Here is a 26,062-nt window from a genome sequence, read left to right as displayed (position 1 = left end):
GCTTCAGATGTCAGTGTCAGCTTCTTCTACTTCTTCAACCGGCTCGCGGTTGGCGGCAGCTTTCACGTCTGGCGCTGGGGTCAGCAGCTTGTCGCGGATCTGCTTCTCAAGCGTGGCCGCGATATCCGGGTTGTCCGCAAGGAACTTGGCCGAGTTGGCCTTACCCTGACCGATCTTGCTGCCGTTATACGCATACCAGGCACCGGATTTCTCGACGAAGCCGTGCAGCACGCCCAGGTCGATCATTTCGCCGTTCAGGTAGATACCCTTGCCATAGAGAATCTGGAATTCAGCCTGGCGGAAAGGCGGAGCCACTTTGTTCTTCACGACTTTGACGCGGGTTTCGCTACCAACCACCTCGTCACCTTCTTTCACCGCGCCGGTACGGCGGATGTCCAGACGGACCGACGCATAGAACTTCAGCGCGTTACCACCGGTAGTGGTTTCCGGGCTGCCGAACATCACGCCGATTTTCATACGGATCTGGTTGATGAAGATCACCAGGCAGTTGGCGTTCTTGATGTTACCGGTGATTTTACGCAGCGCCTGGGACATCAGGCGGGCTTGCAGGCCCACGTGCATGTCGCCCATTTCGCCTTCGATTTCAGCCTTGGGTACCAGGGCTGCCACGGAGTCGACCACGATCACGTCGATGGCGTTGGAGCGCACCAGCATGTCGGTGATTTCCAGGGCTTGTTCACCGGTGTCAGGCTGCGAAACCAGCAGGTCGTCGACGTTGACGCCCAGCTTGCCCGCGTATTCAGGATCCAGGGCGTGCTCGGCGTCGACGAACGCGCAAGTGGCGCCCATTTTTTGTGCCTGGGCAATCACCGACAGGGTCAAGGTGGTTTTACCGGAAGATTCAGGACCGTAGATTTCAACGATACGGCCTTTTGGCAGACCGCCAATGCCGAGCGCGATGTCCAGACCCAGAGAGCCAGTGGAAATAGCCGGGATCGCCTGACGGTCGTGATCGCCCATACGCATTACGGCACCCTTGCCGAATTGACGTTCGATCTGACCCAGGGCCGCAGCCAAGGCTTTCTTCTTGTTGTCGTCCATTAAAGTCCTCACGTAATCAATAAGGCCTGGCGGCCAACACCTGTATAAGTAGACAGTATTGTTCCACAAAGATCAGAGATCGCCTACCCCTGATTTTCTATTTCTGCTGCAGCTCGTCGCAACAAGCCCTCCAGCGCGGCCTTTACCGTTTGTCGACGGACCTCGTCGCGATTGCCGGGGAAGTGCTGAAGCTCGGCCGTGACCTCATCACCAACGCCAAAGGCCAGCCACACGGTGCCCACCGGTTTGTCCGCTGAACCACCGTCCGGCCCCGCCACACCGCTGACCGCCACGGCAAAGCGCGCCAGGCTTTTCTCCTGCGCACCGCGCGCCATGGCCTCAACCACCTCCTGGCTGACGGCCCCGACTTTTGCAAACAACCCCTCCGGCACGTTCAACTGCCGGGTCTTCTGCCGATTGGAATAGGTGACATACCCCGCTTCGAACCAGGACGAACTCCCTGGGATCCGCGTGATGGCTTCCGCGATACCGCCGCCTGTACAGGACTCGGCGGTGGTGACGTGGGCATTGAGCACCTGCAAGCGGCGACCCAGGTCAGCGGCAAGTTGGGTGATTTCCTTCACGGTGATCTCCAGAAGTGGACGGGGGTTTGCCTACCCTACAGGAGCAAATCGCTCATGCAAGCGACAGACTGGAACAAGAGATTAGCGGGCGACAGCACGCACGTACGCCTGGCAAGCGCGCAAGGCGATCAGTCCTTGGTCGCCGGCATCGGTGATGCCGATAATTCGTTGAGCATGCGCCGGGGCAAGTCGGGCTCGCGCGGCTGCATGAACCACGCTGACGGCGGAGGCGGAGGCGGAGGCGGAGGTTGGCATTGCACAGCCACTGGAGGGTTCGGTGGAGTCAAGAAGGACTGACAACCGCACATCAGCAGTGGCCAGGCGGTGGCGCAGAGCAGCCTGGTTACGTTGGGCATCGCTCAACTCCCGAGCATAGTGCTGGTCGCTGGCACTGAGCTGTTGCTCCAGGGCCAGCCGTTTGTCCTGTTCAGCCTGTTGTTGATGCAAGGCCGCCTGGCTTTGCTGGCTGAGCGCCAGCGCATGAGCCGAAGCCTGGCGCTCAAGCTGTGCACCCAAGCGCCAGGCCTGTATCTGCCAAGTCGCCGCCACCAACAGGCAAACGCCGATCAGTCGACAGGCCCCTAGGAAACGCATAGCACCGCCTTCGCCCGCGCCCACAACCGCAAGCGATCCTCCAGCCCATTCAGCCCACCGTTGATACGCCGCGTAATGGTGGTGAACTGGTCCTGGTCGGCCAGCTCATTCAGGCCATTGCTCTGCCAGAACCAGGCGGCCGACTCAGCCGCCCACTGCGGTTGCTCCAGCAACATCGGCTCGCGCAACAGACGATCATCACCAAACAGCGCCTGGCTGCATGCCAGGTAATTGCGCCGACCGGTGATCTGGATCAGCCCACGGCCCCGGTACAACTGACCATCGCCATCCGCTTCGGAGGTGTTGCCCAGACGCGCGGCCAGGCTGCCGGTGTCGTATTTGCTCAGGTAGTGATCGCCGCCCAGTTCACGCACGTAACGCAACTCGCCGGATTCGTGGCCGATCTGGGCGAGGAAGGCGGCGATGCGCTTCGCGCGGTTAATCTCGAAACGGACGAAAGCCGCATTCAAGGGCGTTAAAAAAAGCCCCGCTCTAAGGCGGGCATCCGGCATAACGCCAAGCAGTTGGGGGAGTGTTATCACCATGGGTTTTACTCTCGAAAAGTATCTATACCGACAACCCACCCGCCGTGATCGAACTGCGGTATCCCGTCGCCGGATCGCCGACATGAACCACCTGTTTTATCGACATAGTCCCTGCATATAGGGCGGCCAGCTCGCATCCAGCACTAACAGCCCTTCCGCCGCCAACAATGGATTGCCTGGGCAATCGATCAACAACTTCAAATTCTCACGCCCCACACGACGCAGTTCGCCTTCGGCAACGGCGCGGGCTTCGGCTTCGTTCTGGTAGCGTTGGCGCAAGGTTTTGAACGGGGCATTACCCATCTGGACTACACGCTGCTTGCCGGCGGAGGCATCCCACCAACTGGCGCGGCAGCCTTCGTATTTCGAGCGGGATTTTTCGTCGAGCTTGGCGGTGATGAAGCTCTGCTCACCGGGCCGGTTGTCATTCGTCACGGACAGCTTCACTTCCGGAAGTAGCTGGCCGGAGAGCGACTTGACTCGACCGGCTTCGGCCAACACATAGAGTTCATTAAACGGTTTGGTGACCGCACTATAGAGTCGGGCAAGGCGCGAAATGAACGCCATATCACTTTCATTGGACTGGTCGATGTGCTCGATCGCGATTCCCTCCAGCGCCGGCGCCACTCGCGGTGAATAGCCGTGACGACTGACCAGTTGGCGAAACAGCGTACCCAAGGTGGTCGGACCATAACTGGCGGATCGACGCTGTCGGTACCCCGTTGCATCGACCACGCTGAAGGGCGCTGCGGTGGCAACGATCATCAAGCGCATGGGAAACAGCACCGGGGTGCGGTGGGTGACGACAAACTCGCCCTTCTCCACCAACCCCGACTCCAGATAACCGACACGCAAGTCGATCTTGCCGTTCAGCGTGGGCAGGCCGTCCAGGCCCTCGATATTCAGGGTCAGCTCCAGCCGGTCGGTCTCAATGCCCGCGGCGTCGGTGTGGCTCCAGCGCATCAGGCGTTGATTGAGCAGTGCCGCGTTGCGTCGGATGCCCAGGCTGTCGGTGAGCATCGGCATGCATTGGAACTGCAGCGCCTGGATCACCTGGTTGACGACCTGCTGGGCATCGGCGGGGTTTACACCGGTGATCTGGATACTCGGGGCGAGGGTGACTTGCACGTTATCCGTGCGCGCCGCATTGAGTTCCTTGCTCACCGCATTGGGTGCAGGCAGGCGATCCGTTGAGCCAAACAGTTTGTCACCGCCCCAACTGCCTGCCTCGCTGCCGAGCAAACAACCGATTGCGCCACCGACAGCGGTGCTGAGGCCTGAGCCGACGGCGTTTACGCCACCGCTGCGTACGCCTTGAACCACATTGACTTGAAGAGAAATTTCTCAGCCATAACAGACCACCGAGCAGAACAGTGCCGGTACCGCCAAGCCACACGAACGTGCCTGGCCCCAGGTCGTTAGGATCCATCGCCACTCAATAGAGAAAGGTGGCCGAACCACGACCTGTATAAATAAGTTAGCCCCAGCAGCACTCCCAGCTTGGAGCAATGGGTGTGGTGGAGCCGAAAACGAAAAGGCCCCTACCAATGTAGAGACCTGAAAAGGTAGATTTGGATCGGGTAGAGCGTACCTTCAGCTGGAAAATCTAAATATTTATCCAAGCACAGGAAGAACAACATGAAGAGAGGGAAAGTTTTCACAGTGCTAGCTGTTGTTGCTCTTCTCAATATGCAGGGGTGCGAAACCCATGAGGCGCACGCAGTAAAAATGATTCGGTGCGCCTTGGCGGAGCGGTGATCCAAATATTGAACATGCTGTGATAGTAAAGTCGCTGAACACTACCGCTCTTTACATGAAAGAAAGCGGCATGAAGAAAAATCGAGAAGAGTTAGTCGCGATGTTTGAGGGCGTAAAAAACGAAATATTGGGTCCTCCTGGCTCATCGGGAAAGGAGCAAGAAGCCCGAGCAAAGAAAATCCTCGATACTAAGTTTTGCACGGATTATCTAAATTCACTGCGGCAGGAGTAGGTTAGCGGTCTTTCCCGACATCAGCCAAAGACAACCCCAGCGTCGACGCCTCAATGCATCGATCTAGCCGTTCCTGTCTCGCGCTACCCTGGAAGTCAGGTGTTAACAGCACGCGCGGGCTGCCGGTGTTTTTCCATAGCGCTGCACTACCGGCTTATCCGCGTCCAGGCATTCCCCGAAGGGCCACCTTGGCTGTGGCGAGCCTGAATCAGAAATGAAAAAGCCCAGCGCGACGGCTGGGCTCTATTACGCAAGGAGATAGAAGATCATGGAGTCCAGTAAGCAATCTTGCCGCCTGCACCAACAGCTACAAAATTGCCGTTGCCGTAGGCGACGCTCCGGATATCGGTTCCTGCGAAAGTGTTGGCTTGCTGAACCCAGCCGATCCCATCCTCGGAAACGGCTGTCTTGCCGCCGTCGCCGACAGCTACATACTTGCCATTACCGTAAGCAATGTCGCGGATGATGGTTCCACCGAAACTGGTATCTTCAACAGCAGTCCAGGTAAGCCCATCGGATGAATATGCCATCTTGCCATCCGCACCAACGATAAACATTTTCCCGTTGCAAAGCTTCATGGAAAGGATGGTGCTAGTGCCGAAGGTGCTGGTTCTGGTCGCAAATGATTGCGGATTTTCCGTCGCCATCTTCACAGCGCTAAGCAGCTTCCCATTCGATCCCGCAACCAACACAAAAACGCCAATGACGTTGACGCAGTACACAGTCTCGCTAGAGTTGAAGGTCGTAGTGCGCTCCACCTGGCCTGACCAATCGCCATAACGGGAAAAGACTTTACCATTAGACCCAACCAGTATCCAGGTCGTGTCAATGCCGGAAATTGGCTGATAATACACGATGCCTTGCAAGTCTCCGGACGCGCGAGCAGTTGCCGTAATGTCTGTCCAAGCCCTTTCAGGGCGTGCTGTGCTGCCGTAGACCACACTGCCGGATTGAGAAAGGGCTTGAAGCTGTGTCCCAAGACCGTTCCAGTACAGGTCGTTGAGGACCTTTCCGCTATCAGAGGTGACGACGCCCTTAAGCTTGGTCCACGCTGTACCAGTTGCGTCTCCGCTGACAAGCTGAGTGGTTGTGGGAAGACCGTTGCCACCAGCCGCATAGAACTTGCCTTGCGCAAAAACTACGCGCCTAAGCATGCCGGTGTTATCCACCGGTTGTACTTGAGTCCAAAGATCTTGCAAGGTTTGAGACGCCGAGTTTGCGCTTTCCATTTTAAACTCCGTTACTTAGCTGATTTAAGTTCAGGCCTCTGTATTGGGCGTATGGCGCTCATGGGCGATTGCTCGAGGCTCGCGGCCTTCACATGATTCAGCGTCCCACATCGGGAACATTTGATCTGGAGCTCGGTAAACTCACCCACGCGGGCGAGAAGTCTGTTGCATTTTCCGCATCTGCATTCTTTTAACATCTGCAAGTCCATTTGTTTTTTCGCTAGGCTCCGTCCCGCTCGCGCGAGCAGTGAGGGCCTTGGCTGGCAGGCTACATCTGCGATCTGGCGTCTCCTTAGGGTGTTACAGCACCCTCTGGAGTCGCCCTCTCTTTTTTCGATCTCAACAAAAAGCCCTGAACTTGTCGGGGCTTTTTGCTTTCTTCCGGGCACAAAAAATCCGACACAATGGCCGTTTTTTGTGAATCATCATGATCGGCCTCAAGGGCTCGAGTATCTGCAGTTGCGCGCACCGGCGCTGTGGAACGCATAGTCGATCCAACTTGGGTTCACGCGGCCGTCCAAGCAATGGCAGGAGTCAGCGTAGGTTTGCAGCAGTTGCTGCGCGGCCGCTTGGGTCAGCAGTTCGCTTTCGTTGTCGAGGCTGATCTTGAGTCTGGCCGCGCTTTGCGGCGCACGGGTGGCGACGTAGTCAACGACAAACGCCTTGAACTCCGCCAGCAGCGGTTCGAACTCATCGACCGCGATAATCGCCGGTTCCGCCAGTTGGTTCTGGCCTGGGATCAGCATGCTCATGTCACGACCTCGAAGGATTGTTGGCGGTTTTTCCAAGTGCCGGCAAAACGCAGCAATAAACCGGCGCCCTGGCGGCTGGCGACGATGACCTGGGGCTGGAAGTCGGCGATACCGTTCTGGGTGTTGTAGAACGCTTGCGCGGCGTGGCTCTGGGCGAGGATCAACAGGTCGTCGCAGAGGTTCTCGCCGAGCAGTTGCGGGATCATCGAGCCGTACAACGGGCGCTTCTGACGAGTGCCTAAGGGGGTGGTCAGCGCTCGGGTGGCACGCTGTACGAATTGCAGCCAGTCATCGACGGCTGCCCCGGTGTTCCTATCGATTCCGATCATGGCAACTCCTTATGCGCGGCTGATCACACGCCCCTGGTGATCCACCACCGGGCCGCTCAAATGCACGCCGGCTGCGTCCAGCGAAAGGCCGGTGGCACCGAGTTGCAGGGTGATGCTCTGGGCGCTCATGTTCAGGCTGGCAGCGCCGACCTTGATGTCGACCTGTTCGCGAGAACCGCTGAACGTGGTTGGGCCGTTAATCCAGTTGAAGGTGTGGCTGGCGTCGTCGTCGACGCTTTGGGTGCCATCCTGATGGCGCCGCCGCGTCAGCGAGGCCATGCTGGATACTGGTGGAAACAGACTACTGTTCAGCCCGAACAGAGCCACAGACTGCGTGCCTCCTTCCCCGCCGCCGTAGTTGAGCAACAGGCATTTGTTCGCCCACCGATGGAATACGGGTTTCGGCCTGCGCGCCGGCGCTGGGGTTGAAGAACCGAATCGCCGGGGTGAGCAACTCACCATGGCTGACCTTGCAGGTATTGCTGGCAGCGTCGACCTACTGGCACACGCCAATGCGGCAGTAACTTTCCGCGCGTCGATAGAGGTCTTCGAGCTGGGCTTCCATTTCCGCCAAGCGCTCGACAATCGGCCCCAGCTGCATGCGTAACAATGCGTGGAACATGGACTACTCCTGCAGGGGCCGATATTGATCCGGGTCATCGATGTCCGAGACTTCCCAGGTACGGGCAAATAGCGGTGTACCTGTGGGATCTTGGAGCAACGACGGGCCGAGATAGAGGGTTTGAGTGAAGGAAACGCTCCACGTGTCGTAGTCCGTTTCGGCGCTGGAAAGTCCGGAAGGCGCCGCAACGACGGCCGCAGGTAAATCGCACTGATCCGGCGGCAGGCCCCAGCGGTTATCCAGGGCCAGGTCCATCAGTTGGCTGGCCAGGTCGCACGCGTCAAAAGGTGCCGCACCGCTGGCGACCGTAGCCCTGAGTGAAACCGACAAAACATGGGCCTTGCGCCCTGCAGGGGAACGAACCCCGGGGCCATTGCGTTCCACACTGATCAGCACACCGGCGTGATCCTCGGCGTCGGCAAAGTCCTGGTGGTTGCCTACCTGTAGTTGTGGAAAGGCACGCTTGAGCGCATCCCCAATTGCTACAGGTAGTTGGGATGGTTTTTCGATAAGTGTCATAAGTTGCGTCCTTGCAGCAGTTACTGCTGATCCGGGCGGGACGTCGGCGCTTCATTGACCCCGATGCGCTTGGCCGCCCAGCGTTCATAAAGGCCGATGGCGACGTCTGCACCAGCCATGGCCGTCAGGCAGCCAATGGCGCCGGCGGTCCAGATCGACATGCCTGCGGCGTAGCACAGCATCAATGCCGAGACTCCGCAGACCATGCACGCCCCGGACCGCAGGGCCAGACGTCGAACCAGCGACCAGCCGCGGGCGCCCTCCTTGTCGGCGCGCCACATTTCGCCGGATACGCCGCCGATCAGGGCCAGTGCGATCACCAGCCAGATAGGCATTTCCGCTAACGCTTGCTGCTCGTTTGTCATGTCACGCCTCCTGGCTGAGCACTCCCGGCAATGGGCCGGCTTTTGGGTAATTCCATTTATAGGTAGGCATTCCAAAAAGCCCGGTTGCCCGGGCTTTTCAGTAATGCGGTCCAGATTCGATCTTTCGGCGCTACTGGCGCGGTACGGATCTTTCCTCAATGTTTTTCCGACCACGATCCCTGTCTGCCGGATAACTGCTTCTGGTGCTTTACGCTGCACACCCGGGTCAGTTGCCAACCCTCTGAACCGTTGAGGCCGGCTCATCGCTGCCTGTTCTTGCAAAGCTGTGAAACTAAAGAGCGTCGGCATCCTTGCCGGTGTTGCCTGGCGTCCCTACCATCGCTCGGATGGCGTCCTTGCCGATGTTGCGTGCCTTCCTTGTCTTCCTTGGCAGCATCCTTGCCGCCTCCACCAAGCCTTTTTGGCTGGCTTGAGATGAAGAATATGCATGTATGCATATACAGTCAATGCACGAATGCATTTATTTTCACCTATAAAATGCGTTGATGCATTTCAGGCCTTATGGGCAAAGGGTTTGGCGATTTTCTACAGGCCAAAAAAAGCCCGCTCAATGGCGGGCTTTCTCTTACGCAAGGAGGTTAACGGGCGTACATACCCCACCAGAATACATGACCAAGGATGCTGATCTGCTCATCCTGAATATCCTGGAAGCTGTAGTCCTCATCCGGGTGTTCATCGCGATTGAAACTGCGCAGGCGAATACCGGAAGGCAGGCGATAGAGCTGTTTCACCCGCAGTTGGCCATTGTGGTTAATGGCATACAAGTCGCCATCGACGATGTCGCCAATGCCACTTTTACCCGCATTCACTCCGACCGTCGCGCCGTCGCGCAGTACCGGCAGCATACTGTTGCCGCGCACCGTCACACACTTGGCCTGGTCGAACTGCACACCGTTGTGTCGCAGACTGCGTTTTCCAAAACGCAGGCTGGCCTTCTCGCTTTCCTCGATGACGAATCTCCCTGATCCAGCAGCCAATTCAACCTCGCGCAGAAAGGGGATCGACACCTCGTCATCATTAACGGGGGTGTCGTCGTCCCACAGGCTTATATCCTTGAGTTCCGAATGCATCGGGTCGCGCCCTCCATCGCGCAAAGCGCCCACCGCCGCGCGTCCGCGCAGCTGGTCGGTGCTGATGCGGAAGTACTCGGCGATGCGCGAGATGTGTTTATCCGACGGATCAACGATCTTGCCGCTGAGGATCCGGGACAATGTGGATTGAGGCACGCCAGTACGCCGGTGAAGCTCCGTGGGGGAGATCCGGTCGCGGTCCAACAGCTCTCTTAAGACAATAGAAACGTTGCGTTTTTGCATAACGGCGATAGTGACGGGAGTTTTGGGGGTTGGCAAATGCTAATTTGCATATTCCATGCACATCAGCGGAACTTCCGGGCAAAATAACGTCAATTTGACATGAGCACCGCGGTACTTGATGCAATGTGCTCAAACAGCGCCAGGCTGATTCCTGGCGAGCCAAGGAAGAAAGTAATGAAACTCGTGCTTACCATTTTGTTGATGTTCAGTGGGTACACCTTTGCGGCAAGTTGCACCAGCATCAGTGACTCTGACCAACGAGCGTACTGCAACGCCCAGCAAAGTGGCTCCAGCTGCTACAACATCAGCAATAGTGAGTTACGGGCGCAATGCAACGCAGAAATGAGCGGTAGCTCGTGCACCAATATCAGTGATCCTGACAAGCGAGCCTACTGCAACGCCAAACAAAGCGGTTCAAGCTGCGAAAACATCAGCAATTCTGAGATGCGTGCCGCCTGTAACGCACAGATGAATGGGAGCTCTTGCTACAACATCAGCGACAGCGATCAACGCGCCCTTTGCAATGCCAAACAAAGTGGCGCCAGCTGCGAAAACATCAGCAATAGCGATTTGCGCACTCAGTGCAACGCAATGAAGCGTTGATCAAGGATGGGCTAAGGGACAAAAAAGGTCGCCCCCACTTTTACGTTCTGCCTATCCGTTTAGGACCTGCGAAGCCCCCAACCTTGCGTGCTAACCTTGCCGCCAACGCCCATTCACCTCAATTTAAAGCGGTATGCGGAAGACCACGAATGACCGAATGGAGAAATCAGAGCTTCTGGGGCAAGGCGTGGATATACGCCGTGCTGGCGCTCCTAATGTTGATTTCCGACGGCGCAGACTTAAGCTCGCTGGGCGACGGGGGCTCTAATCGCAAGCGGGTTTTCAGCCCCGGATTCATTGTTCTGTGCTGTTTCGTCGCGGTGATTGAATTGATAGTGCTGAACCATTTCTATAGGGCGAGCTGATGAGTCGAGAGCTAAAGACCATCCCGTCAAGCACGGCAACCCGCCCCAGTGTCGACGGCGCCTTATATCTGCAAAGTGACCAGCTCTGCTATCGTGCGCCCCTCTTATAGAAATGGAAGCTTCGAAGAATGGACTCATGGAAGACTCTGGCAATCGCTGTCATGGTATTGATCGGCGCCCCAGCAGTGGCCGCTGAAAATGCCAACCCTTTCGATAAAGCGCTGATGTATTCGACGTTCGTGCCAACCATCCTGGTTGCGGGGACTACCTCTCTCACGACCGATGCGCCAAAGCTTTTCACATCCTCCAAAACCGATGCCCTTGCTTTTATCGGTTCGGACGGAGAGATCCGCGGTGCTGAGTTTGAACAGGCATCTCGGTACTATCGCTCGACCTACGCCGCGCCTCTTATGTCCGACATGCAACTGGCCAAGGCAATCGTGTCAGCGTACTGAGAAGAAGGCTTTCTCCGTTGCGCGCCAACAGCGTTGCTTGCGTGCAATAAACCTCGCGCATTTAAGTAAATGCGTCGCCCCCTTTGCGTTTTACCTATCCGTTTGCGACCTGCGAAGGGCCGACCGCGCGTGTTAACCTTGCGGCCATTGCAAAATCAGCAGGGCCAAGTGCCCCACCTTTGCCCCACTCCTTTCAACGAATTTGCCTATTATCCAATGAGTAAAAACACGTCCGATCTGTCTTCCCACACCCCGATGATGCAGCAGTACTGGCGCCTGAAAAACCAGCACCCTGATCAGTTGATGTTCTATCGCATGGGCGACTTCTACGAGATCTTCTATGAAGACGCGAAGAAGGCTGCCAAGTTGCTGGACATCACCCTGACCGCGCGCGGGCAGTCGGCGGGGCAGTCGATTCCGATGTGCGGAATTCCTTACCACTCGTTGGAAGGCTACCTGGTCAAGCTGGTGAAGCTGGGCGAGTCGGTGGTGATCTGTGAGCAGATCGGCGATCCGGCCACCAGCAAGGGTCCGGTGGAACGCCAGGTGGTGCGCATTATTACGCCGGGGACGGTGAGTGATGAGGCGCTGCTGGATGAGCGTCGCGATAACCTGATCGCTGCGGTGTTGGGCGATGAGCGCTTGTTCGGACTGTCGGTGCTGGATATCACCAGCGGCAATTTCAGCGTGCTGGAAATTAAGGGTTGGGAGAACCTGCTGGCGGAGTTGGAGCGTATCAACCCGGTGGAGCTGTTGATCCCGGATGATTGGCCGAAGGATCTGCCCGCCGAAAAACGCCGTGGGACAAAACGCCGTGCGCCGTGGGATTTCGAGCGTGACTCGGCACTGAAAAGTCTGTGCCAGCAGTTCTCGGTGCAAGACCTTAAGGGTTTCGGCTGCGAAACCCTGACCCTGGCCATCGGCGCCGCCGGTTGCCTGCTCAGCTACGCCAAGGAAACCCAGCGCACCGCCCTGCCGCACTTGCGCAGCCTGCGTCATGAGCGTCTGGACGATACCGTGGTGCTCGATGGCGCGAGCCGTCGCAACCTGGAACTGGACACCAACTTGTCAGGCGGGCGTGATAACACCCTGCAGTCGGTGGTCGACCGTTGCCAGACCGCCATGGGCAGCCGCTTGTTGACCCGTTGGCTGAACCGTCCGCTGCGGGATTTGACTGTGCTGCAAGCGCGTCAGACGTCTATTACCTGCTTGCTGGACGGCTATCGGTTTGAAAAGCTGCAACCGCAGTTGAAGGAAATCGGCGATATCGAGCGCATCCTGGCGCGGATCGGCCTGCGCAACGCGCGCCCCCGCGACTTGGCGCGTCTGCGCGATGCCCTCAGCGCCCTGCCACAACTGCAAGTGGCGATGACCGAACTGGATACACCGCACCTGCAACAACTCGCCATGACGGCCGGCACCTACCCGGAACTGGCAGCGCTGCTGGAAAAGGCCATCATCGACAACCCACCAGCGATCATTCGTGACGGCGGCGTGCTCAAGACCGGCTACGACAGCGAACTGGACGAACTGCAATCCCTGAGCGAAAACGCCGGGCAGTTCCTGATTGATCTGGAAGCCCGTGAAAAAGCCCGCACCGGCCTGGCCAACCTGAAGGTCGGCTACAACCGCGTGCACGGCTACTTTATCGAGTTGCCGAGCAAGCAGGCCGAGTCAGCGCCCATCGACTATCAACGCCGCCAGACACTCAAAGGTGCCGAGCGCTTTATCACGCCAGAGCTGAAAGAGTTCGAAGACAAGGCGCTGTCGGCTAAAAGCCGTGCCTTGGCGCGGGAAAAGATGCTTTATGAGGCCTTGCTTGAGGACCTGATCAGCCAACTGGCACCGCTGCAGGACACTGCCGCCGCCCTGGCGGAACTGGACGTACTCAGCAACCTCGCCGAGCGCGCGCTGAACCTCGACCTGAACTGCCCGCGCTTTGTCAGCGAACCGTGCATGCGCATCGTGCAGGGGCGTCACCCGGTGGTGGAGCAGGTGCTGACCACACCATTCGTCGCCAACGACCTGTCGCTGGACGACGATACCCGCATGTTGGTGATCACCGGTCCGAACATGGGTGGTAAATCCACCTACATGCGTCAAACCGCCTTGATCGTACTGCTGGCGCATATCGGAAGCTTTGTGCCAGCGGCCAGTTGTGAATTGTCCCTGGTAGACCGCATATTCACCCGGATCGGCTCCAGCGATGACCTGGCCGGTGGCCGTTCGACCTTTATGGTGGAAATGAGCGAAACCGCCAACATCCTGCACAACGCCACCGAGCGCAGCCTGGTGCTGATGGACGAAGTGGGTCGCGGCACCAGCACGTTTGATGGCCTGTCCCTGGCGTGGGCAGCAGCCGAGCGGTTGGCGCACCTGCGTGCCTATACGCTGTTTGCCACCCACTACTTCGAACTGACGGTGCTGCCGGAAAGCGAGCCACTGGTGGCCAACGTGCATCTGAATGCCACCGAGCACAACGAACGCATCGTGTTCCTGCACCATGTGTTGCCCGGGCCCGCCAGCCAGAGCTACGGCCTGGCCGTGGCGCAATTGGCCGGTGTGCCGAGCGATGTGATCACCCGCGCCCGCGAGCACCTCAGCCGCCTGGAAACCACGGCCCTGCCCCATGAAACCGTGGTTGCCAACCCTGCCAAGACAAGCCGCAAACCCGCCGCACCGCACCAGAGCGATATGTTCGCCAGCCTGCCCCATCCGGTGCTGGATGAGTTGGCAAAGCTTGACCTGGACGAGTTGACACCGCGAAAAGCGCTCGAAATGTTATATGCACTGAAGACTCGGATATAACGCTAAGGCTTGCAAGCTGATAGACTCTCGCGCGGTTTGGGATGCTGCTGGCTTTTAGCCTGGCCTGCAGACTATCGCTCCCGAACCTCGCGAGCCCTACCACAAAGGGTTTCGCTGCCGCCGCCTGAGGAGAGAATTAGAAATGACCTTCGTCGTCACCGACAACTGCATCAAGTGCAAGTACACCGACTGCGTAGAAGTGTGTCCGGTGGACTGCTTCTACGAAGGGCCGAATTTCCTGGTTATCCACCCGGACGAGTGCATTGACTGCGCCCTGTGTGAGCCTGAATGCCCGGCCGTCGCTATTTTCTCCGAGGACGAAGTCCCGGCGGATATGCAGGAATTTATTCAGTTGAACGTCGAGCTGGCGGAAATCTGGCCGAATATCACTGAGAAGAAAGAACCGCTTCCAGACGCGGAAGAGTGGGATGGCAAGAAAGGCAAAATCAAAGACCTTGAGCGCTAACGCGCTGCTGCCCTCCCAAAAAGGCCCCTTGCGGGCCTTTTTTGCATTTAGGGGCAGGCGTTCACTTTTCTACAGGCAAAAAAAAGGGGCGGTATGACCCGCCCACATTTTTTCCCTAGTCCCTGTGTTCCTTTTCATCATCCTGATGAATCGCATCCTGCGACGTTCCTTCAACCATCGTTCCTTGATGGCTGTGTCAATCCGTGGACACAGGGCTGATGTTAGAGAGTTCCAAGGGAAGTACAACGGGATCCAACGTGGACACCGACAAGTTCCAGCGCCCAAACACAGATAAATAGTTGTTATATTTCAAATAGATAGAAAAAACTCTCAAGATTTTTAGCGGCGTGCACCGAGTAAAAAAACCAAACACTTACGAAAAAGTAAGTGAATGCTTACACCCGCAATTGCGTAAAAGCGTAACTCAAGCCCCTTGACCGATCTTCAGGCAAGAAAAAGCCCCGACAAAGTCGAGGCTTCTTGCCCTTCAACGAACTCAGTCGTCGCTGACCGTAATCGTCGGCATTGCCGGCGCAGACGCTTCCTGCAGGACGATCCGCGCGCCCACATGGCGAGCCAGTTCCTGGTAGATCATGGCGATCTGACCATCGGGCTCTGCCGCTACAGTGGGCTTGCCGCCATCAGCCTGTTCACGGATCACCATCGACAACGGCAACGAGGCCAGCAGTTCAACGCCGTATTGGGTCGCCAGCTTCTCACCACCGCCCTCACCGAACAGATGCTCGGCGTGACCGCAGTTGGAACAGATGTGCACGGCCATGTTCTCCACGACACCCAGCACCGGAATGTTGACCTTGCGGAACATCTCCACGCCTTTCTTGGCGTCCAGCAGCGCAAGATCCTGGGGAGTGGTCACAATCACAGAGCCTGCCACCGGGACTTTCTGCGCCAGGGTCAGTTGGATATCGCCGGTGCCTGGCGGCATGTCGATCACCAGGTAATCCAGGTCGCCCCAGGCGGTCTGGGTGACCAATTGCAGCAAGGCGCCGGAGACCATCGGTCCACGCCACACCATCGGCGTGTTGTCATCCGTCAGGAACGCCATGGACATGACTTCCACGCCCATGGACTCGATCGGCACGAACCACTTCTGGTCCTTGACCTTCGGCCGCGTGCCTTCGGCAATACCGAACATCACGCCTTGGCTTGGGCCGTAGATGTCGGCGTCGAGAATGCCCACCCGCGCGCCTTCACGGGCCAGGGCCAGGGCCAGGTTGGCTGCAGTGGTGGATTTCCCCACGCCGCCCTTGCCGGACGCCACGGCGACCACGTTCTTGACGTTGGCCAGCCCTGGAATCTGCGCCTGGGCCTTGTGCGGTGCGATGACGCACTGGATGTCGACCTTGGCGGCACCCACACCGTCGAGGCCTTCAATGGCCATTTGCAGCATCTGCGCCCAGCCCTTCTTGAACAGGCCGGCGGCATAACCCAGCTCCAACTGGACCGACACCTGATCCCCCTGGACCTCGATGGCGCGTACACAGCCGGCGCTGACCGGGTCCTGGTTCAAATAGGGGTCGGTGTACTGGCGAAGAACGGCTTCCACCGCTGCGCGATTGACGGCGCTCATGGGCTACTCCCGAAAAAAGACTGACTGAAACAGGCGGCTATCCTAACCGTTCCAGCGGCATTGCGGCATGCTTTCGCAGGTGCGGAAGATTCTGAAACAGCGCCACGGGGTGAAATAAATTTCCCGGCGCTTTATAGTGGCCGACCTCCGTTTCATCAAGTAGCCGAGCCCCATGTCCGAGCCACGCAAGATCCTCGTCACCAGCGCCCTGCCCTATGCCAATGGTTCCATCCATCTTGGCCATATGCTTGAGTACATCCAGACCGATATGTGGGTGCGCTTCCAGAAGCATCGCGGCAATCAATGCATCTATGTCTGCGCGGACGACGCCCACGGTTCGGCCATCATGCTGCGCGCCGAAAAGGAAGGGATCACCCCGGAACAACTGATCGCCAATGTGCAGGCTGAACACAGCGCCGACTTTGCCGAGTTCCTGGTGGATTTCGACAATTTCCACTCGACCCACTCCGAAGAAAACCGCGAGCTGTCGAGCCAGATCTACCTGCGGTTGAAGGACGCCGGGCACATTGCCACGCGCTCGATCACCCAGTATTTCGACCCGGAAAAGAAAATGTTTCTGGCCGACCGCTTCATCAAGGGCACCTGCCCGAAATGCGGCACTGAAGACCAGTACGGCGACAACTGTGAAAAATGCGGTGCCACCTATGCACCCACCGACCTGAAGGATCCTAAGTCGGCGATTTCCGGCGCTACTCCGGTGCTCAAGGATTCCCAGCACTTCTTCTTCAAACTCCCGGATTTCCAGCAGATGCTGCAAACCTGGACCCGCAGCGGCACCCTGCAGGACGCCGTGGCGAACAAGATCGCCGAATGGCTGGACGCCGGCCTGCAACAGTGGGACATCTCCCGCGATGCGCCGTACTTCGGCTTCGAGATCCCAGGCGAGCCCGGCAAATACTTCTACGTGTGGCTGGACGCGCCGATCGGCTACATGGCCAGCTTCAAGAATCTCTGCGACCGTACGCCGGAGCTGGACTTCGATGCGTTCTGGAGCAAGGACTCGACCGCCGAGCTGTACCACTTCATCGGCAAGGACATCGTCAACTTCCACGCCCTGTTCTGGCCAGCGATGCTCGAAGGTTCGGGCTACCGCAAGCCGACCGGCATCGCTGTACACGGCTACCTGACGGTCAATGGCCAGAAAATGTCCAAATCACGTGGCACCTTTATCAAGGCGCGCACTTACCTGGATCACCTGTCGCCCGAATACCTGCGCTACTACTACGCCTCCAAGCTGGGCCGTGGCGTCGACGACCTGGACCTGAACCTGGAAGACTTCGTGCAGAAGGTCAACTCGGACCTCGTGGGCAAAGTCGTCAACATCGCCAGCCGATGCGCCGGTTTTATCCAAAAGGGTAACGCCGGCCTGCTGGTGGCCGAGAACGCCGCGCCAGAGTTGACTGAAGCGTTCCTGGCCGCCGCGCCAAGCATCGCCGACGCCTATGAAGCCCGCGACTTTGCCCGCGCCATGCGCGAGATCATGGGCCTGGCCGACCGTGCCAACGCCTGGATCGCCGATAAGGCTCCATGGTCGCTGAACAAACAGGAAGGCAAGCAGGCTGAGGTCCAGGCGATTTGTGCCACAGGCGTCAACCTGTTCCGCCAGTTGGTGATCTTCCTCAAGCCGGTACTGCCATTGCTGGCCGCCGACGCCGAGGCGTTCCTCAACGTCGCGCCGCTGACCTGGAACGACCACGCTACCTGGCTCAGTAACCATCAGTTGAACGAGTTCAAGCCATTGATGACCCGTATCGACCCAGTCAAGGTCCAGGCCATGACCGACGCCTCGAAAGAAGACCTGGCCGCCAGCCAGACCGATACCGGCGAATCCAAGCCGGCCGGTAACGGCGAGCTGGCCAAGGACCCGCTTTCTCCGGAAATCGAGTTCGACGCCTTTGCCGCTGTAGACCTGCGTGTTGCGCTGATCATCAAGGCCGAAGCCGTGGAAGGCGCGGACAAGCTGCTGCGCCTGACACTGGATATCGGTGATGAACAACGCAACGTGTTCTCCGGGATCAAGAGCGCTTATCCGGATCCATCCAAGCTCGATGGTCGCCTGACCATGATGATCGCCAACCTCAAGCCACGGAAAATGAAGTTCGGTATCTCCGAAGGCATGGTGATGGCGGCCGGCCCCGGCGGTGAAGAGATCTACCTGTTGAGCCCGGACAGCGGCGCCAAGCCTGGTCAACGCATCAAGTAAGCCTGCAAGACAGCCCTGTCGTTTCAGCGACGGGGCTTTTCAGCTAGTCCCCCTTTCTCGCTTGCCGGATAATCAGACCCTGTTTGTTCAACCGGCATGCCAATGATCACTCCATGAACCTGATTCAACGTATCGACGCGCTGCTGCCACAGACCCAATGCGGCAAGTGCGGGCACCCGGGCTGCAAGCCTTACGCCGAAGGCATCGCCCGAGGCGAGGCAATCAACAAGTGCCCACCCGGAGGCCAGGAGACCATCGCTGGCCTTGCGCTATTGCTGCGTGTGCCAGTTCTGGAACTGGACACCAGCTGCGGTGAAGCCCCGGCCCAAGTCGCCTACATCCGCGAGGCCGAGTGCATCGGCTGCACCAAATGCATCCAGGCCTGCCCGGTCGACGCGATTGTCGGCGCTGCCAAGTTGATGCACACCGTTATCATCGATGAGTGCACCGGCTGCGACCTCTGTGTGGCGCCCTGCCCTGTCGATTGCATTGAGATGCGCCCGCTGGCCGCAGGGCTGCCGATCGTCGGAGGCCTGGCCGCCAACGACGATCAACGCCGTGAGCGAGGTTTCAAGCGCGACCGTGCCCGGCGCCGCTTTGAACAACGCAATGCGCGCCTGCAACGGGAAGAAGAACACAGGATTGCCGAGCGTTTGGCACGGGCCAAGCGCTCAGCATCGGTGCAACCTTTGCCACCTGACGCTGCGCGAGCCGCCCAGGATGCGACGGTGAAAAAAGCCAAGATCAATGTGGCCATGAGCCGCGCCCAGTTGCACAAATCCTTGAAGGCTTTTGGGCATCCGCCGACCTTTGAGCAGCAATCCCAACTGATCGTGCTGCAACAGCAGTTCGAAGCCGCGGAGCAGGCACTGGCCGCCCTGGACCAGAACGACACGCCCGCGAAACCGCTGCCAGCCGCCAACCACGCCGACCTTAAACGCGCCAAAATCCAACTGGCGATGCGTCGGGCCGAGTTGAAGAAAGCTCTGGATCAACACGCCGATCCGCAGCAATTGGCCGACGCGCAACATAAGCTCGACGACGCGCAACGTCAGGTAGATGCCCATGGCATGTAACTGATCATCGTGGGTTGTTACGGCCCATCGCCGGCACCACATTGATACCTGTTGGGGTTATCCTGCCCGGGTGACTGCTCGCAGGTTCCAGACCTGGCTCCACTATTCGAAACTACGCTGACTGCCCGCAAGGAACCTTCCACCCCATGAACGCCGCAAAACGCCTGGAAATTTTCCGCAGGCTTCACGAAGACAATCCGGAACCCAAGACCGAACTGGCCTACTCCTCGCCGTTCGAGTTACTGATTGCAGTGATCCTGTCGGCCCAATCCACAGACGTTGGCGTCAACAAGGCCACGGCCAAGCTATACCCTGTGGCAAACACCCCAGAGGCGATTTATGCGCTGGGTGTGGAAGGGTTGTCGGAATACATCAAGACCATCGGCCTCTACAACAGCAAGGCCAAGAATGTCATCGAGACTTGCCGCTTGCTGGTAGAACTGCACGGCAGCGAAGTGCCGCAAACCCGCGAAGCGTTGGAAGCCCTGCCAGGGGTGGGCCGCAAAACCGCCAACGTGGTGCTCAACACCGCCTTCAGGCAACTCACTATGGCCGTGGACACCCATATCTTCAGGGTCAGTAATCGAACCGGTATTGCCCGTGGCAAGAACGTGGTTGAAGTGGAGAAGCAGTTAATGAAGTTTGTGCCCAAGGCATTCCTGCTCGACTCCCACCATTGGCTGATCCTGCATGGACGTTATGTTTGCCAGGCCCGCAAGCCACGCTGCGGCAGTTGCCGCATTGAAGACCTGTGCGAATACAAGGACAAGACGTCGGACGATTGAGGGTTCATTGGCTTTTTCGATCAGTCGATTGAAAAAATCTTTTTTACCCACTCATGGATTATCGTTATAAGGGGCGCCAACGGCAGTCTTACTCCGGAGTTAACGTTATGAGCACTGACAAAGAACAGTTGGATGTGGAAGACGACCTCGTTGAGTCGGAGGACGATGGCGTAGAAGCCCCTGTAGCAGAGGTGGCCAAGACCAATCTGAGCAAACGCCGTACTATCGACAACCTTCTGGAAGAACGACGCTTGCAAAAACAACTGGCCGACTACGACTTCGACCTCTGATCGAGCGGTCGACGGCCGGAAGCCTCCCTGACGGAGGCTTTTTTCTGCCGGTTACGCTGCCTGGGTGCAGTTATGTGCCCTCATCTATACCAAGCCGTTACGCTGAGCCAATTCGATCAGATCCACCAGAGAGCGGGCATTGAGCTTGAGCAGCAGGCGCGTCTTGTAGGTACTGACAGTCTTGTTGCTTAGAAACATACCGTCGGCGATCTCCTTGTTGGTTCTGCCCCGAGCCAATTGCTGCAACACCATCATTTCCCGGCCAGACAACCGCTCTACCATATCGGCCTCGCTGGCATTGCCCATGGTGGAGCGCACCGAGTTGAGCGCCTGGTTTGGAAAATAGCTGTAGCCGGATAAAACCGCCTTGATCGCACTCAGCAACTCGGTCAGGTCCTGTTGTTTGCACACATAGCCAGCAGCGCCCGCCTGCATGCAGCGCATGGAAAAGTGACCTGGGGCCTGGGATGTGAGTACCAGGACCTTGAACGGAACCGCCTGCTTGGTAGACGAGAGCCGGCAGATAACTTCCAGGCCATCGAGTTTGGGAATCCCAATATCCAGTATGACAATGTCCGGCATATGCTCCCGTGCAAGTTGCAACGCATCGACACCGTTATTGGTCTCGGCAACGACCTCATAACCATGACGTTCCATTAGCATACGTACAGCAAGACGAATGACGGGATGATCATCTACGATCAGCACTTTATTCATGAGAAAGTCCAATTTCGCTGTTCGAATTATTTAGAGCAAACACAATAGCCTAGTCGTTTCCTAGTTGGCATAGCGTTCCCCCCCGAGCAACAGCAAGCAGAGACCCAACCCACAGCGATAAAGGAAATGCCCTACAAAAAAACACCAATTCGGATGTTTCCAGTTTTATGGAGCCTTTCAGAACTTTCCGGTGCTTCACATATTTTGAGTGAAATTCACAGGCTCCCGAGTAGGCAAGGTAAACATTGCGCACGCAACTATCAGGAAATGCCCCTTGCCTGGCGCCTGAGACTGCTGGAGCCGGCAGAGAAAAATCGGTAGTTTCAGTTCCATTTAACATATTTACTTACATCCTTATTTCCTACAGAACTTTAGGCTTCTTACATACTCATCGCACCTATATGAGTGAATTATCTGTAAGACTGGTTCCTACAAGAGTGTAAAAAATCATTCTCTCCCTACAAAAAATGTAGATAGCGCACAACACAACCGAAAAAATTCCAGCGCATCAAAAAGTTTGAAAACTGACTGAACAAGTTTAAACAACTTGGATTAGTCCAAATTCTCAGGCAAAAAAAATGGCCCCTTATACAAGGGGCCATTTTTCACAACACGCTAAATACTCAGAACAACGAGCGACCCTTGTTGGCAGCAATGCGCATGCGCAACGCATTCAACTTGATAAAGCCCGCTGCATCTGCCTGGTTGTAGGCGCCGCCATCTTCTTCGAAGGTGGCGATGTTGGCGTCGAACAGCGAATCATCGGACTTGCGACCGGTAACGATCACGTTGCCCTTGTACAGCTTAAGACGCACAACGCCGTTCACGTGGGCCTGGGAAGCGTCGATCATCTGTTGCAGCATCAGACGCTCAGGGCTCCACCAGTAGCCGGTGTAGATCAGGCTGGCGTACTTGGGCATCAGCTCGTCTTTCAGGTGAGCCACTTCACGGTCCAGGGTGATGGACTCGATGGCGCGGTGGGCACGCAGCATGATGGTGCCGCCCGGGGTTTCGTAGCAGCCACGGGACTTCATGCCCACATAGCGGTTCTCGACGATGTCGAGGCGGCCGATACCGTGTTCGCCACCGATACGGTTCAGGGTCGCCAATACGGTGGCCGGGGTCATTTCGACGCCGTCCAGCGCGACGATATCGCCGTTGCGGTAGGTCAGTTCCAGGTACTGCGGCTTGTCTGGAGCGTTCTCCGGGGAGACGGTCCATTTCCACATGTCTTCTTCGTGCTCGGTCCAGGTGTCTTCCAGCACGCCGCCTTCATAGGAGATGTGCAGCAGGTTGGCGTCCATCGAGTACGGGGACTTCTTCTTGCCATGACGCTCGATCGGGATCGCGTGCTTTTCAGCGTAATCCATCAGCTTTTCACGGGACAGCAGGTCCCATTCACGCCAAGGGGCAATCACTTTCACGCCGGGCTTGAGCGCGTAGGCACCCAGTTCGAAACGCACCTGGTCGTTGCCCTTGCCGGTAGCGCCATGGGAAATGGCATCGGCACCGGTTTCGTTGGCGATTTCGATCAGGCGCTTGGCGATCAGCGGACGTGCGATGGAAGTACCCAGCAGGTACTCGCCTTCGTAGACGGTGTTGGCGCGAAACATCGGGAAGACGAAATCGCGGACGAACTCTTCGCGCAGGTCGTCAATGTAGATCTCTTTCACGCCCATGGCTTGCGCCTTGGCGCGTGCAGGTTCGACCTCTTCGCCCTGACCCAGGTCAGCGGTGAAGGTCACCACTTCACAGTTATAAGTATCCTGCAGCCACTTGAGGATCACCGAAGTGTCCAGGCCGCCGGAATACGCGAGAACGACCTTGTTTACGTCGGCCATGCCATCACTCCACGGGGTTGTACGGAAAGGCGTCGATTCTACCGATCAAAACCGTGGATTTACAGGGGCGCGACAGCAAATGAAGATAAAGCGACAGATTATGTCGAGCGAGCGACCGATGGTCGCAGGTTACGACGTGTGCGCAGGGTTGCTCGGGCCAGTGGCCTGGGGCGCCGGTTTCTCGGGGGCGGCCACACGTTCGAGCTGAATATTCACACGGCGGTTACGAGCGCGGTTGGCGGCATTGGTGTTGGGCGCCAAGGGGTAACTTTCGCCATGGAACCGCAGGGTGATCTGGGACTCCTGGATACCGTTGGCCTTGAAGTAGTCCATCACCGCCAGCGCGCGACGGCGTGAAACATCACGGTTGCTCAGGCGATTACCGCTGTTGTCCGAGTGACCGTTCAGCTCGATATGGTTGACGGTAGGGTCCGCCTTCATGAATTCGAGAATCACCGCCAGCTTCTGCTTCGCCGCTGCGTCCAACTCGATGCCACCACCGGGGAAGCCCACTTCGGTCTGCTTGACCTGATCGTAATTCATCGGCAGCAACTTGGCCGTGCACAACTGATAGTCGCTGTAGGCCTTGTTGAATTTCACCGGCAGCAGGCGAATCTCTGAATAGCCGCCCTCACGTCCGTAGTGCCGCACGGTGGGCGAGCGCCCATCGAGCAAACCGTTGAACAGACGCCCGGCCTGGGCCTGGGAGCTGTTGAACAGCACATCGCCGCTGCCGGCACGCACGGCACCGAGATTGATGTCACCCCGACCGGGCTGCCAGGGAGCAGCAGCGGCCAACAAGGTGGCCGATCCGGCGCCCAGCGAACCGTTATAGGCTTTCAGACGAAACGTCGCCTGCTCGCCGGCCCGGCGCACGAACTCACCCGAACCGAAGTCGGTGATCGGTTGGGTCAGGCGGCACTCGAACTTGTCCCCCTCCACCTTCCACTCAATATTCTCCAGACGTGTCTGGAACGTGAGGGCCATCGCAGGCAGGCTGGCGAACACACTGAGCAGGGCTAGATAATGCTGGCGCACGGGAGGCTCCACTGGTTTCTACAACACTTCAAAGCGTCATACATCGATAAGGCATACGAAAGGCTATCGGATGCATCCTGCAAAACTTGATAGCGAGTGCCTGCAAGAGTCTTTTCCGGTAGCATTCCCACCAGATTGACCCGCCTGGAATCCCCAATGTCCGACCGCCTGACCCTGCTGCGTCCCGACGACTGGCATATTCATCTTCGCGATGGTGCTGCGTTGCCCCAAACCGTGGCCGATGTAGCGCGTACGTTTGGCCGCGCCATCATCATGCCTAACCTGGTACCACCGGTGCGTAACGCCGCTGAAGCCGATGCCTATCGCCAGCGTATCCTCGCTGCACGGCCGGCCGGCAGCCGCTTCGAACCGTTGATGGTGCTCTACCTCACCGACCGCACCCAGCCCGCCGAGATTCGCGAGGCCAAGGCCAGCGGTTTCGTGCACGCCGCCAAGCTGTACCCGGCCGGCGCGACCACCAACTCCGATTCCGGCGTGACCAGTATCGACAAGATCCTGCCCGCCATCGAAGCCATGGCCGAAGTCGGCATGCCGCTGCTGATCCACGGTGAAGTCACCCGTGGCGATGTGGACGTGTTCGATCGCGAGAAAATCTTCATCGACGAGCACATGCGCCGCGTGGTCGAGCTGTTCCCGACCCTCAAGGTGGTGTTCGAGCACATCACCACGGCCGATGCCGTGCAGTTCGTCACCGAGGCGTCGGCCAACGTCGGCGCGACCATCACCGCCCATCACCTGCTGTACAACCGCAACCACATGCTGGTGGGCGGGATTCGGCCGCACTTCTATTGCCTGCCGATCCTAAAGCGCAATACCCATCAGGTGGCCCTGCTGGATGCCGCGACCAGCGGTAATCCGAAGTTTTTCCTCGGCACCGACTCTGCGCCCCACGCCCAACACGCAAAAGAAGCCGCGTGCGGATGTGCCGGTTGCTACACCGCCTACGCCGCCATTGAGCTCTACGCCGAAGCGTTCGAGCAGCGCAACGCCCTGGACAAACTAGAGGGCTTCGCCAGCCTCAATGGCCCGCGCTTCTACGGCCTGCCGGCGAATACCGACCGTATCACCCTGGTCCGTGAAGACTGGACCGCCCCTGCCAGCCTGCCATTTGGCGAGCTGACCGTTATCCCGCTGCGCGCCGGTGAAACACTGCGCTGGCGCCTGCTGGAGGAAAGCAAGTGAGTGAAGACCATTACGATGACGACCAGGAACAAGGCAGCGGTGGTGGTTCACGCCACCCGATGGCCGAACGCTTCCGTGGCTACCTGCCTGTCGTTATCGACGTAGAAACCGGCGGCTTCAATTGCGCCACCGATGCACTGCTGGAAATCGCCGCAACAACTATCGGCATGGACGAACAGGGCTTTGTGTATCCAGAACACACCCACTTCTTCCGCGTCGAGCCGTTTGAGGGTGCCAACATCGAAGCGGCAGCCTTGGAGTTCACCGGGATCAAGCTCGATCACCCATTGCGCATGGCCGTCAGTGAAGAGGCGGCGCTGACCGATATCTTCCGTGGCGTACGCAAGGCGTTGAAGGCCAACGGCTGCAAGCGCGCGATCCTGGTGGGCCATAACAGCAGCTTCGACCTGGGCTTCCTGAATGCCGCCGTGACGCGGCTGGACATGAAGCGCAACCCGTTTCACCCGTTCTCCAGCTTCGACACTGCCACCCTCGCGGGCTTGGCCTACGGCCAGACCGTATTGGCCAAAGCCTGTCAGGCGGCCGGTATCGACTTCGACGGTCGCGAAGCCCACTCGGCCCGCTATGACACCGAGAAAACGGCTGAGCTGTTCTGCGGCATCGTCAACCGCTGGAAGCAGATGGGCGGCTGGGAAGACTTCGGCGACTGAGGTC

25 protein-coding genes and 4 pseudogenes are annotated in these 26,062 nt (G+C 58.1%); 11 read left to right on the top strand and 18 right to left on the bottom strand.

The annotated features are described in order from the left end of the window. Positions 1–3: 3 nt before the first annotated feature. From recA to J1G35_RS06685, 14 genes and pseudogenes are all read right to left on the bottom strand, one after another. Positions 4–1,062 (bottom strand): recombinase RecA, encoded by a 1,059-nt coding sequence (gene recA, locus J1G35_RS06750; RefSeq protein ID WP_048720087.1) that lies wholly within the window; start codon positions 1,060–1,062, stop codon positions 4–6. Between the two features lie 83 nt (positions 1,063–1,145). Next, the gene (locus tag J1G35_RS06745) at positions 1,146–1,646 is read right to left on the bottom strand and encodes a CinA family protein (protein WP_053137441.1); all 501 of its coding nucleotides are present in this window, start codon (positions 1,644–1,646) and stop codon (positions 1,146–1,148) included. Positions 1,647–1,727: 81 nt separating this feature from the next. Beyond that, positions 1,728–2,240 carry a lysis system i-spanin subunit Rz gene (locus J1G35_RS06740; RefSeq protein WP_223014189.1) on the bottom strand — a complete coding sequence of 171 codons (513 nt, stop codon included), beginning with the start codon at positions 2,238–2,240 and terminating at the stop codon, positions 1,728–1,730. Further along, on the bottom strand, positions 2,228–2,785 hold the full coding sequence (locus J1G35_RS06735; protein ID WP_223014187.1) for a glycoside hydrolase family 19 protein: 558 nt from the start codon (positions 2,783–2,785) through the stop codon (positions 2,228–2,230). Before J1G35_RS06735 ends, J1G35_RS06740 begins: the two co-directional genes overlap by 13 nt. A gap of 22 nt (positions 2,786–2,807) precedes the next feature. Then, positions 2,808–3,811 (bottom strand): annotated as a pseudogene (locus J1G35_RS06730) (phage late control D family protein). A 304-nt stretch (positions 3,812–4,115) separates the two neighbouring features. After that, a pseudogene (locus J1G35_RS06725) lies at positions 4,116–4,214 on the bottom strand (chemotaxis protein); the annotation flags it as partial. Positions 4,215–5,041: 827 nt separating this feature from the next. Continuing rightward, positions 5,042–6,004, bottom strand: coding sequence for a hypothetical protein (locus J1G35_RS06720; protein WP_223014185.1), 963 nt, complete (start codon positions 6,002–6,004; stop codon positions 5,042–5,044). An 11-nt stretch (positions 6,005–6,015) separates the two neighbouring features. Then, on the bottom strand, positions 6,016–6,201 hold the full coding sequence (locus J1G35_RS06715) for a Com family DNA-binding transcriptional regulator (RefSeq protein ID WP_223014332.1): 186 nt from the start codon (positions 6,199–6,201) through the stop codon (positions 6,016–6,018). 375 nt (positions 6,202–6,576) lie between these two features. Continuing rightward, positions 6,577–6,756 (bottom strand): annotated as a pseudogene (locus J1G35_RS06710) (baseplate J protein); the annotation flags it as partial. Further along, positions 6,753–7,085, bottom strand: a complete 333-nt coding sequence (locus J1G35_RS06705) for a phage baseplate protein (RefSeq protein ID WP_223014183.1) — start codon at positions 7,083–7,085, stop codon at positions 6,753–6,755. The gene J1G35_RS06705 and the pseudogene J1G35_RS06710, both read right to left, overlap by 4 nt. A 9-nt stretch (positions 7,086–7,094) precedes the next feature. After that, positions 7,095–7,707, bottom strand: a pseudogene (locus J1G35_RS06700) (phage baseplate assembly protein V). 3 nt (positions 7,708–7,710) lie between these two features. Continuing rightward, on the bottom strand, positions 7,711–8,226 hold the full coding sequence (locus J1G35_RS06695; protein ID WP_223014181.1) for a hypothetical protein: 516 nt from the start codon (positions 8,224–8,226) through the stop codon (positions 7,711–7,713). A 20-nt stretch (positions 8,227–8,246) separates the two neighbouring features. Further along, the gene (locus J1G35_RS06690; protein WP_131697366.1) at positions 8,247–8,591 is read right to left on the bottom strand and encodes a phage holin family protein; all 345 of its coding nucleotides are present in this window, start codon (positions 8,589–8,591) and stop codon (positions 8,247–8,249) included. A gap of 599 nt (positions 8,592–9,190) precedes the next feature. Continuing rightward, positions 9,191–9,925 (bottom strand): XRE family transcriptional regulator, encoded by a 735-nt coding sequence (locus J1G35_RS06685; RefSeq protein ID WP_262417179.1) that lies wholly within the window; start codon positions 9,923–9,925, stop codon positions 9,191–9,193. A gap of 174 nt (positions 9,926–10,099) precedes the next feature. Here J1G35_RS06685 and J1G35_RS06680 point away from each other — a divergent pair, with 174 nt between their 5' ends. The 5 genes from J1G35_RS06680 to fdxA all read left to right on the top strand — a co-directional run bounded on the left by J1G35_RS06680 (position 10,100) and on the right by fdxA (position 14,622). Then, the gene (locus J1G35_RS06680; RefSeq protein ID WP_223014179.1) at positions 10,100–10,528 is read left to right on the top strand and encodes a hypothetical protein; all 429 of its coding nucleotides are present in this window, start codon (positions 10,100–10,102) and stop codon (positions 10,526–10,528) included. A 149-nt stretch (positions 10,529–10,677) separates the two neighbouring features. Further along, on the top strand, positions 10,678–10,893 hold the full coding sequence (locus J1G35_RS06675) for a hypothetical protein (protein WP_223014177.1): 216 nt from the start codon (positions 10,678–10,680) through the stop codon (positions 10,891–10,893). 128 nt (positions 10,894–11,021) lie between these two features. Then, complete coding sequence (locus J1G35_RS06670) at positions 11,022–11,348, top strand: DUF2388 domain-containing protein (protein ID WP_223014175.1); 327 nt, start codon at positions 11,022–11,024, stop codon at positions 11,346–11,348. Positions 11,349–11,564: 216 nt separating this feature from the next. Next, positions 11,565–14,156 (top strand): DNA mismatch repair protein MutS, encoded by a 2,592-nt coding sequence (gene mutS / locus J1G35_RS06665; protein WP_223014173.1) that lies wholly within the window; start codon positions 11,565–11,567, stop codon positions 14,154–14,156. A gap of 142 nt (positions 14,157–14,298) precedes the next feature. Continuing rightward, complete coding sequence (gene fdxA / locus J1G35_RS06660) at positions 14,299–14,622, top strand: ferredoxin FdxA (RefSeq protein WP_053137462.1); 324 nt, start codon at positions 14,299–14,301, stop codon at positions 14,620–14,622. Positions 14,623–15,118: 496 nt separating this feature from the next. Here the strand turns inward: fdxA and apbC are convergent, their stop codons facing one another. After that, positions 15,119–16,213 carry an iron-sulfur cluster carrier protein ApbC gene (gene apbC / locus J1G35_RS06655; protein ID WP_053137464.1) on the bottom strand — a complete coding sequence of 365 codons (1,095 nt, stop codon included), beginning with the start codon at positions 16,211–16,213 and terminating at the stop codon, positions 15,119–15,121. Positions 16,214–16,385: 172 nt separating this feature from the next. Between apbC and metG the strand changes: the two genes are divergently transcribed. The 4 genes from metG to J1G35_RS06635 all read left to right on the top strand — a co-directional run bounded on the left by metG (position 16,386) and on the right by J1G35_RS06635 (position 20,588). Further along, positions 16,386–18,437, top strand: a complete 2,052-nt coding sequence (gene metG / locus J1G35_RS06650; protein ID WP_053137469.1) for a methionine--tRNA ligase — start codon at positions 16,386–16,388, stop codon at positions 18,435–18,437. Positions 18,438–18,550: 113 nt separating this feature from the next. Continuing rightward, complete coding sequence (gene rsxB, locus J1G35_RS06645) at positions 18,551–19,513, top strand: electron transport complex subunit RsxB (protein WP_223014171.1); 963 nt, start codon at positions 18,551–18,553, stop codon at positions 19,511–19,513. Positions 19,514–19,659: 146 nt separating this feature from the next. Beyond that, complete coding sequence (gene nth, locus J1G35_RS06640; protein ID WP_223014169.1) at positions 19,660–20,298, top strand: endonuclease III; 639 nt, start codon at positions 19,660–19,662, stop codon at positions 20,296–20,298. Positions 20,299–20,405: 107 nt separating this feature from the next. Continuing rightward, positions 20,406–20,588 carry a hypothetical protein gene (locus tag J1G35_RS06635; protein ID WP_027604586.1) on the top strand — a complete coding sequence of 61 codons (183 nt, stop codon included), beginning with the start codon at positions 20,406–20,408 and terminating at the stop codon, positions 20,586–20,588. A gap of 84 nt (positions 20,589–20,672) precedes the next feature. On the opposite strand, the gene J1G35_RS06630 is transcribed toward J1G35_RS06635, so the two are convergent. From J1G35_RS06630 to J1G35_RS06620, 3 genes are all read right to left on the bottom strand, one after another. Further along, positions 20,673–21,305: a response regulator transcription factor gene (locus J1G35_RS06630; protein ID WP_027604587.1), complete on the bottom strand. Its 633-nt coding sequence runs from the start codon at positions 21,303–21,305 to the stop codon at positions 20,673–20,675. A 623-nt stretch (positions 21,306–21,928) separates the two neighbouring features. Next, on the bottom strand, positions 21,929–23,146 hold the full coding sequence (locus tag J1G35_RS06625) for an argininosuccinate synthase (RefSeq protein ID WP_012722490.1): 1,218 nt from the start codon (positions 23,144–23,146) through the stop codon (positions 21,929–21,931). A 129-nt stretch (positions 23,147–23,275) separates the two neighbouring features. Next, a complete protein-coding gene (locus J1G35_RS06620; protein WP_053133441.1) occupies positions 23,276–24,184 on the bottom strand; it encodes an OmpA family protein in 909 nt (302 codons plus the stop codon). A gap of 156 nt (positions 24,185–24,340) precedes the next feature. On the opposite strand from J1G35_RS06620, the gene pyrC reads away from it, so the two are divergent. Together pyrC and rnt are read left to right on the top strand one after the other, a co-directional pair. Beyond that, entirely contained in the window at positions 24,341–25,387 is a 1,047-nt protein-coding gene (gene pyrC, locus J1G35_RS06615) for a dihydroorotase (RefSeq protein WP_053133443.1), read from the top strand. Beyond that, positions 25,384–26,058 (top strand): ribonuclease T, encoded by a 675-nt coding sequence (gene rnt, locus J1G35_RS06610; protein WP_223014167.1) that lies wholly within the window; start codon positions 25,384–25,386, stop codon positions 26,056–26,058. Before pyrC ends, rnt begins: the two co-directional genes overlap by 4 nt. The last annotated feature ends 4 nt before the right edge of the window (positions 26,059–26,062 follow it).

It is taken from the genome of Pseudomonas sp. SH10-3B, from assembly GCF_019891415.1.
Classification (GTDB): Bacteria; Pseudomonadota; Gammaproteobacteria; order Pseudomonadales; family Pseudomonadaceae; genus Aquipseudomonas.
The sequence above is the reverse complement of the archived record's forward strand: the minus strand, read 5'-3'. Positions and strand labels throughout refer to the sequence as shown.

What these genes read in the sequence shown, in the direction of transcription:
- recA (WP_048720087.1), bottom strand. Translation starts at nt 1,062, where the DNA reads ATGGACGACAACAAGAAGAAAGCCTTGGCTGCGGCCCTGGGTCAGATC.
- J1G35_RS06740 (WP_223014189.1), bottom strand. Translation starts at nt 2,240, where the DNA reads ATGCGTTTCCTAGGGGCCTGTCGACTGATCGGCGTTTGCCTGTTGGTG.
- J1G35_RS06735 (WP_223014187.1), bottom strand. Translation starts at nt 2,785, where the DNA reads ATGGTGATAACACTCCCCCAACTGCTTGGCGTTATGCCGGATGCCCGC.
- J1G35_RS06720 (WP_223014185.1), bottom strand. Translation starts at nt 6,004, where the DNA reads ATGGAAAGCGCAAACTCGGCGTCTCAAACCTTGCAAGATCTTTGGACT.
- J1G35_RS06715 (WP_223014332.1), bottom strand. Translation starts at nt 6,201, where the DNA reads ATGTTAAAAGAATGCAGATGCGGAAAATGCAACAGACTTCTCGCCCGC.
- J1G35_RS06705 (WP_223014183.1), bottom strand. Translation starts at nt 7,085, where the DNA reads ATGATCGGAATCGATAGGAACACCGGGGCAGCCGTCGATGACTGGCTG.
- J1G35_RS06695 (WP_223014181.1), bottom strand. Translation starts at nt 8,226, where the DNA reads ATGACACTTATCGAAAAACCATCCCAACTACCTGTAGCAATTGGGGAT.
- J1G35_RS06690 (WP_131697366.1), bottom strand. Translation starts at nt 8,591, where the DNA reads ATGACAAACGAGCAGCAAGCGTTAGCGGAAATGCCTATCTGGCTGGTG.
- J1G35_RS06685 (WP_262417179.1), bottom strand. Translation starts at nt 9,925, where the DNA reads ATGCAAAAACGCAACGTTTCTATTGTCTTAAGAGAGCTGTTGGACCGC.
- J1G35_RS06680 (WP_223014179.1), top strand. Translation starts at nt 10,100, where the DNA reads ATGAAACTCGTGCTTACCATTTTGTTGATGTTCAGTGGGTACACCTTT.
- J1G35_RS06675 (WP_223014177.1), top strand. Translation starts at nt 10,678, where the DNA reads ATGACCGAATGGAGAAATCAGAGCTTCTGGGGCAAGGCGTGGATATAC.
- J1G35_RS06670 (WP_223014175.1), top strand. Translation starts at nt 11,022, where the DNA reads ATGGACTCATGGAAGACTCTGGCAATCGCTGTCATGGTATTGATCGGC.
- mutS (WP_223014173.1), top strand. Translation starts at nt 11,565, where the DNA reads ATGAGTAAAAACACGTCCGATCTGTCTTCCCACACCCCGATGATGCAG.
- fdxA (WP_053137462.1), top strand. Translation starts at nt 14,299, where the DNA reads ATGACCTTCGTCGTCACCGACAACTGCATCAAGTGCAAGTACACCGAC.
- apbC (WP_053137464.1), bottom strand. Translation starts at nt 16,213, where the DNA reads ATGAGCGCCGTCAATCGCGCAGCGGTGGAAGCCGTTCTTCGCCAGTAC.
- metG (WP_053137469.1), top strand. Translation starts at nt 16,386, where the DNA reads ATGTCCGAGCCACGCAAGATCCTCGTCACCAGCGCCCTGCCCTATGCC.
- rsxB (WP_223014171.1), top strand. Translation starts at nt 18,551, where the DNA reads ATGAACCTGATTCAACGTATCGACGCGCTGCTGCCACAGACCCAATGC.
- nth (WP_223014169.1), top strand. Translation starts at nt 19,660, where the DNA reads ATGAACGCCGCAAAACGCCTGGAAATTTTCCGCAGGCTTCACGAAGAC.
- J1G35_RS06635 (WP_027604586.1), top strand. Translation starts at nt 20,406, where the DNA reads ATGAGCACTGACAAAGAACAGTTGGATGTGGAAGACGACCTCGTTGAG.
- J1G35_RS06630 (WP_027604587.1), bottom strand. Translation starts at nt 21,305, where the DNA reads ATGAATAAAGTGCTGATCGTAGATGATCATCCCGTCATTCGTCTTGCT.
- J1G35_RS06625 (WP_012722490.1), bottom strand. Translation starts at nt 23,146, where the DNA reads ATGGCCGACGTAAACAAGGTCGTTCTCGCGTATTCCGGCGGCCTGGAC.
- pyrC (WP_053133443.1), top strand. Translation starts at nt 24,341, where the DNA reads ATGTCCGACCGCCTGACCCTGCTGCGTCCCGACGACTGGCATATTCAT.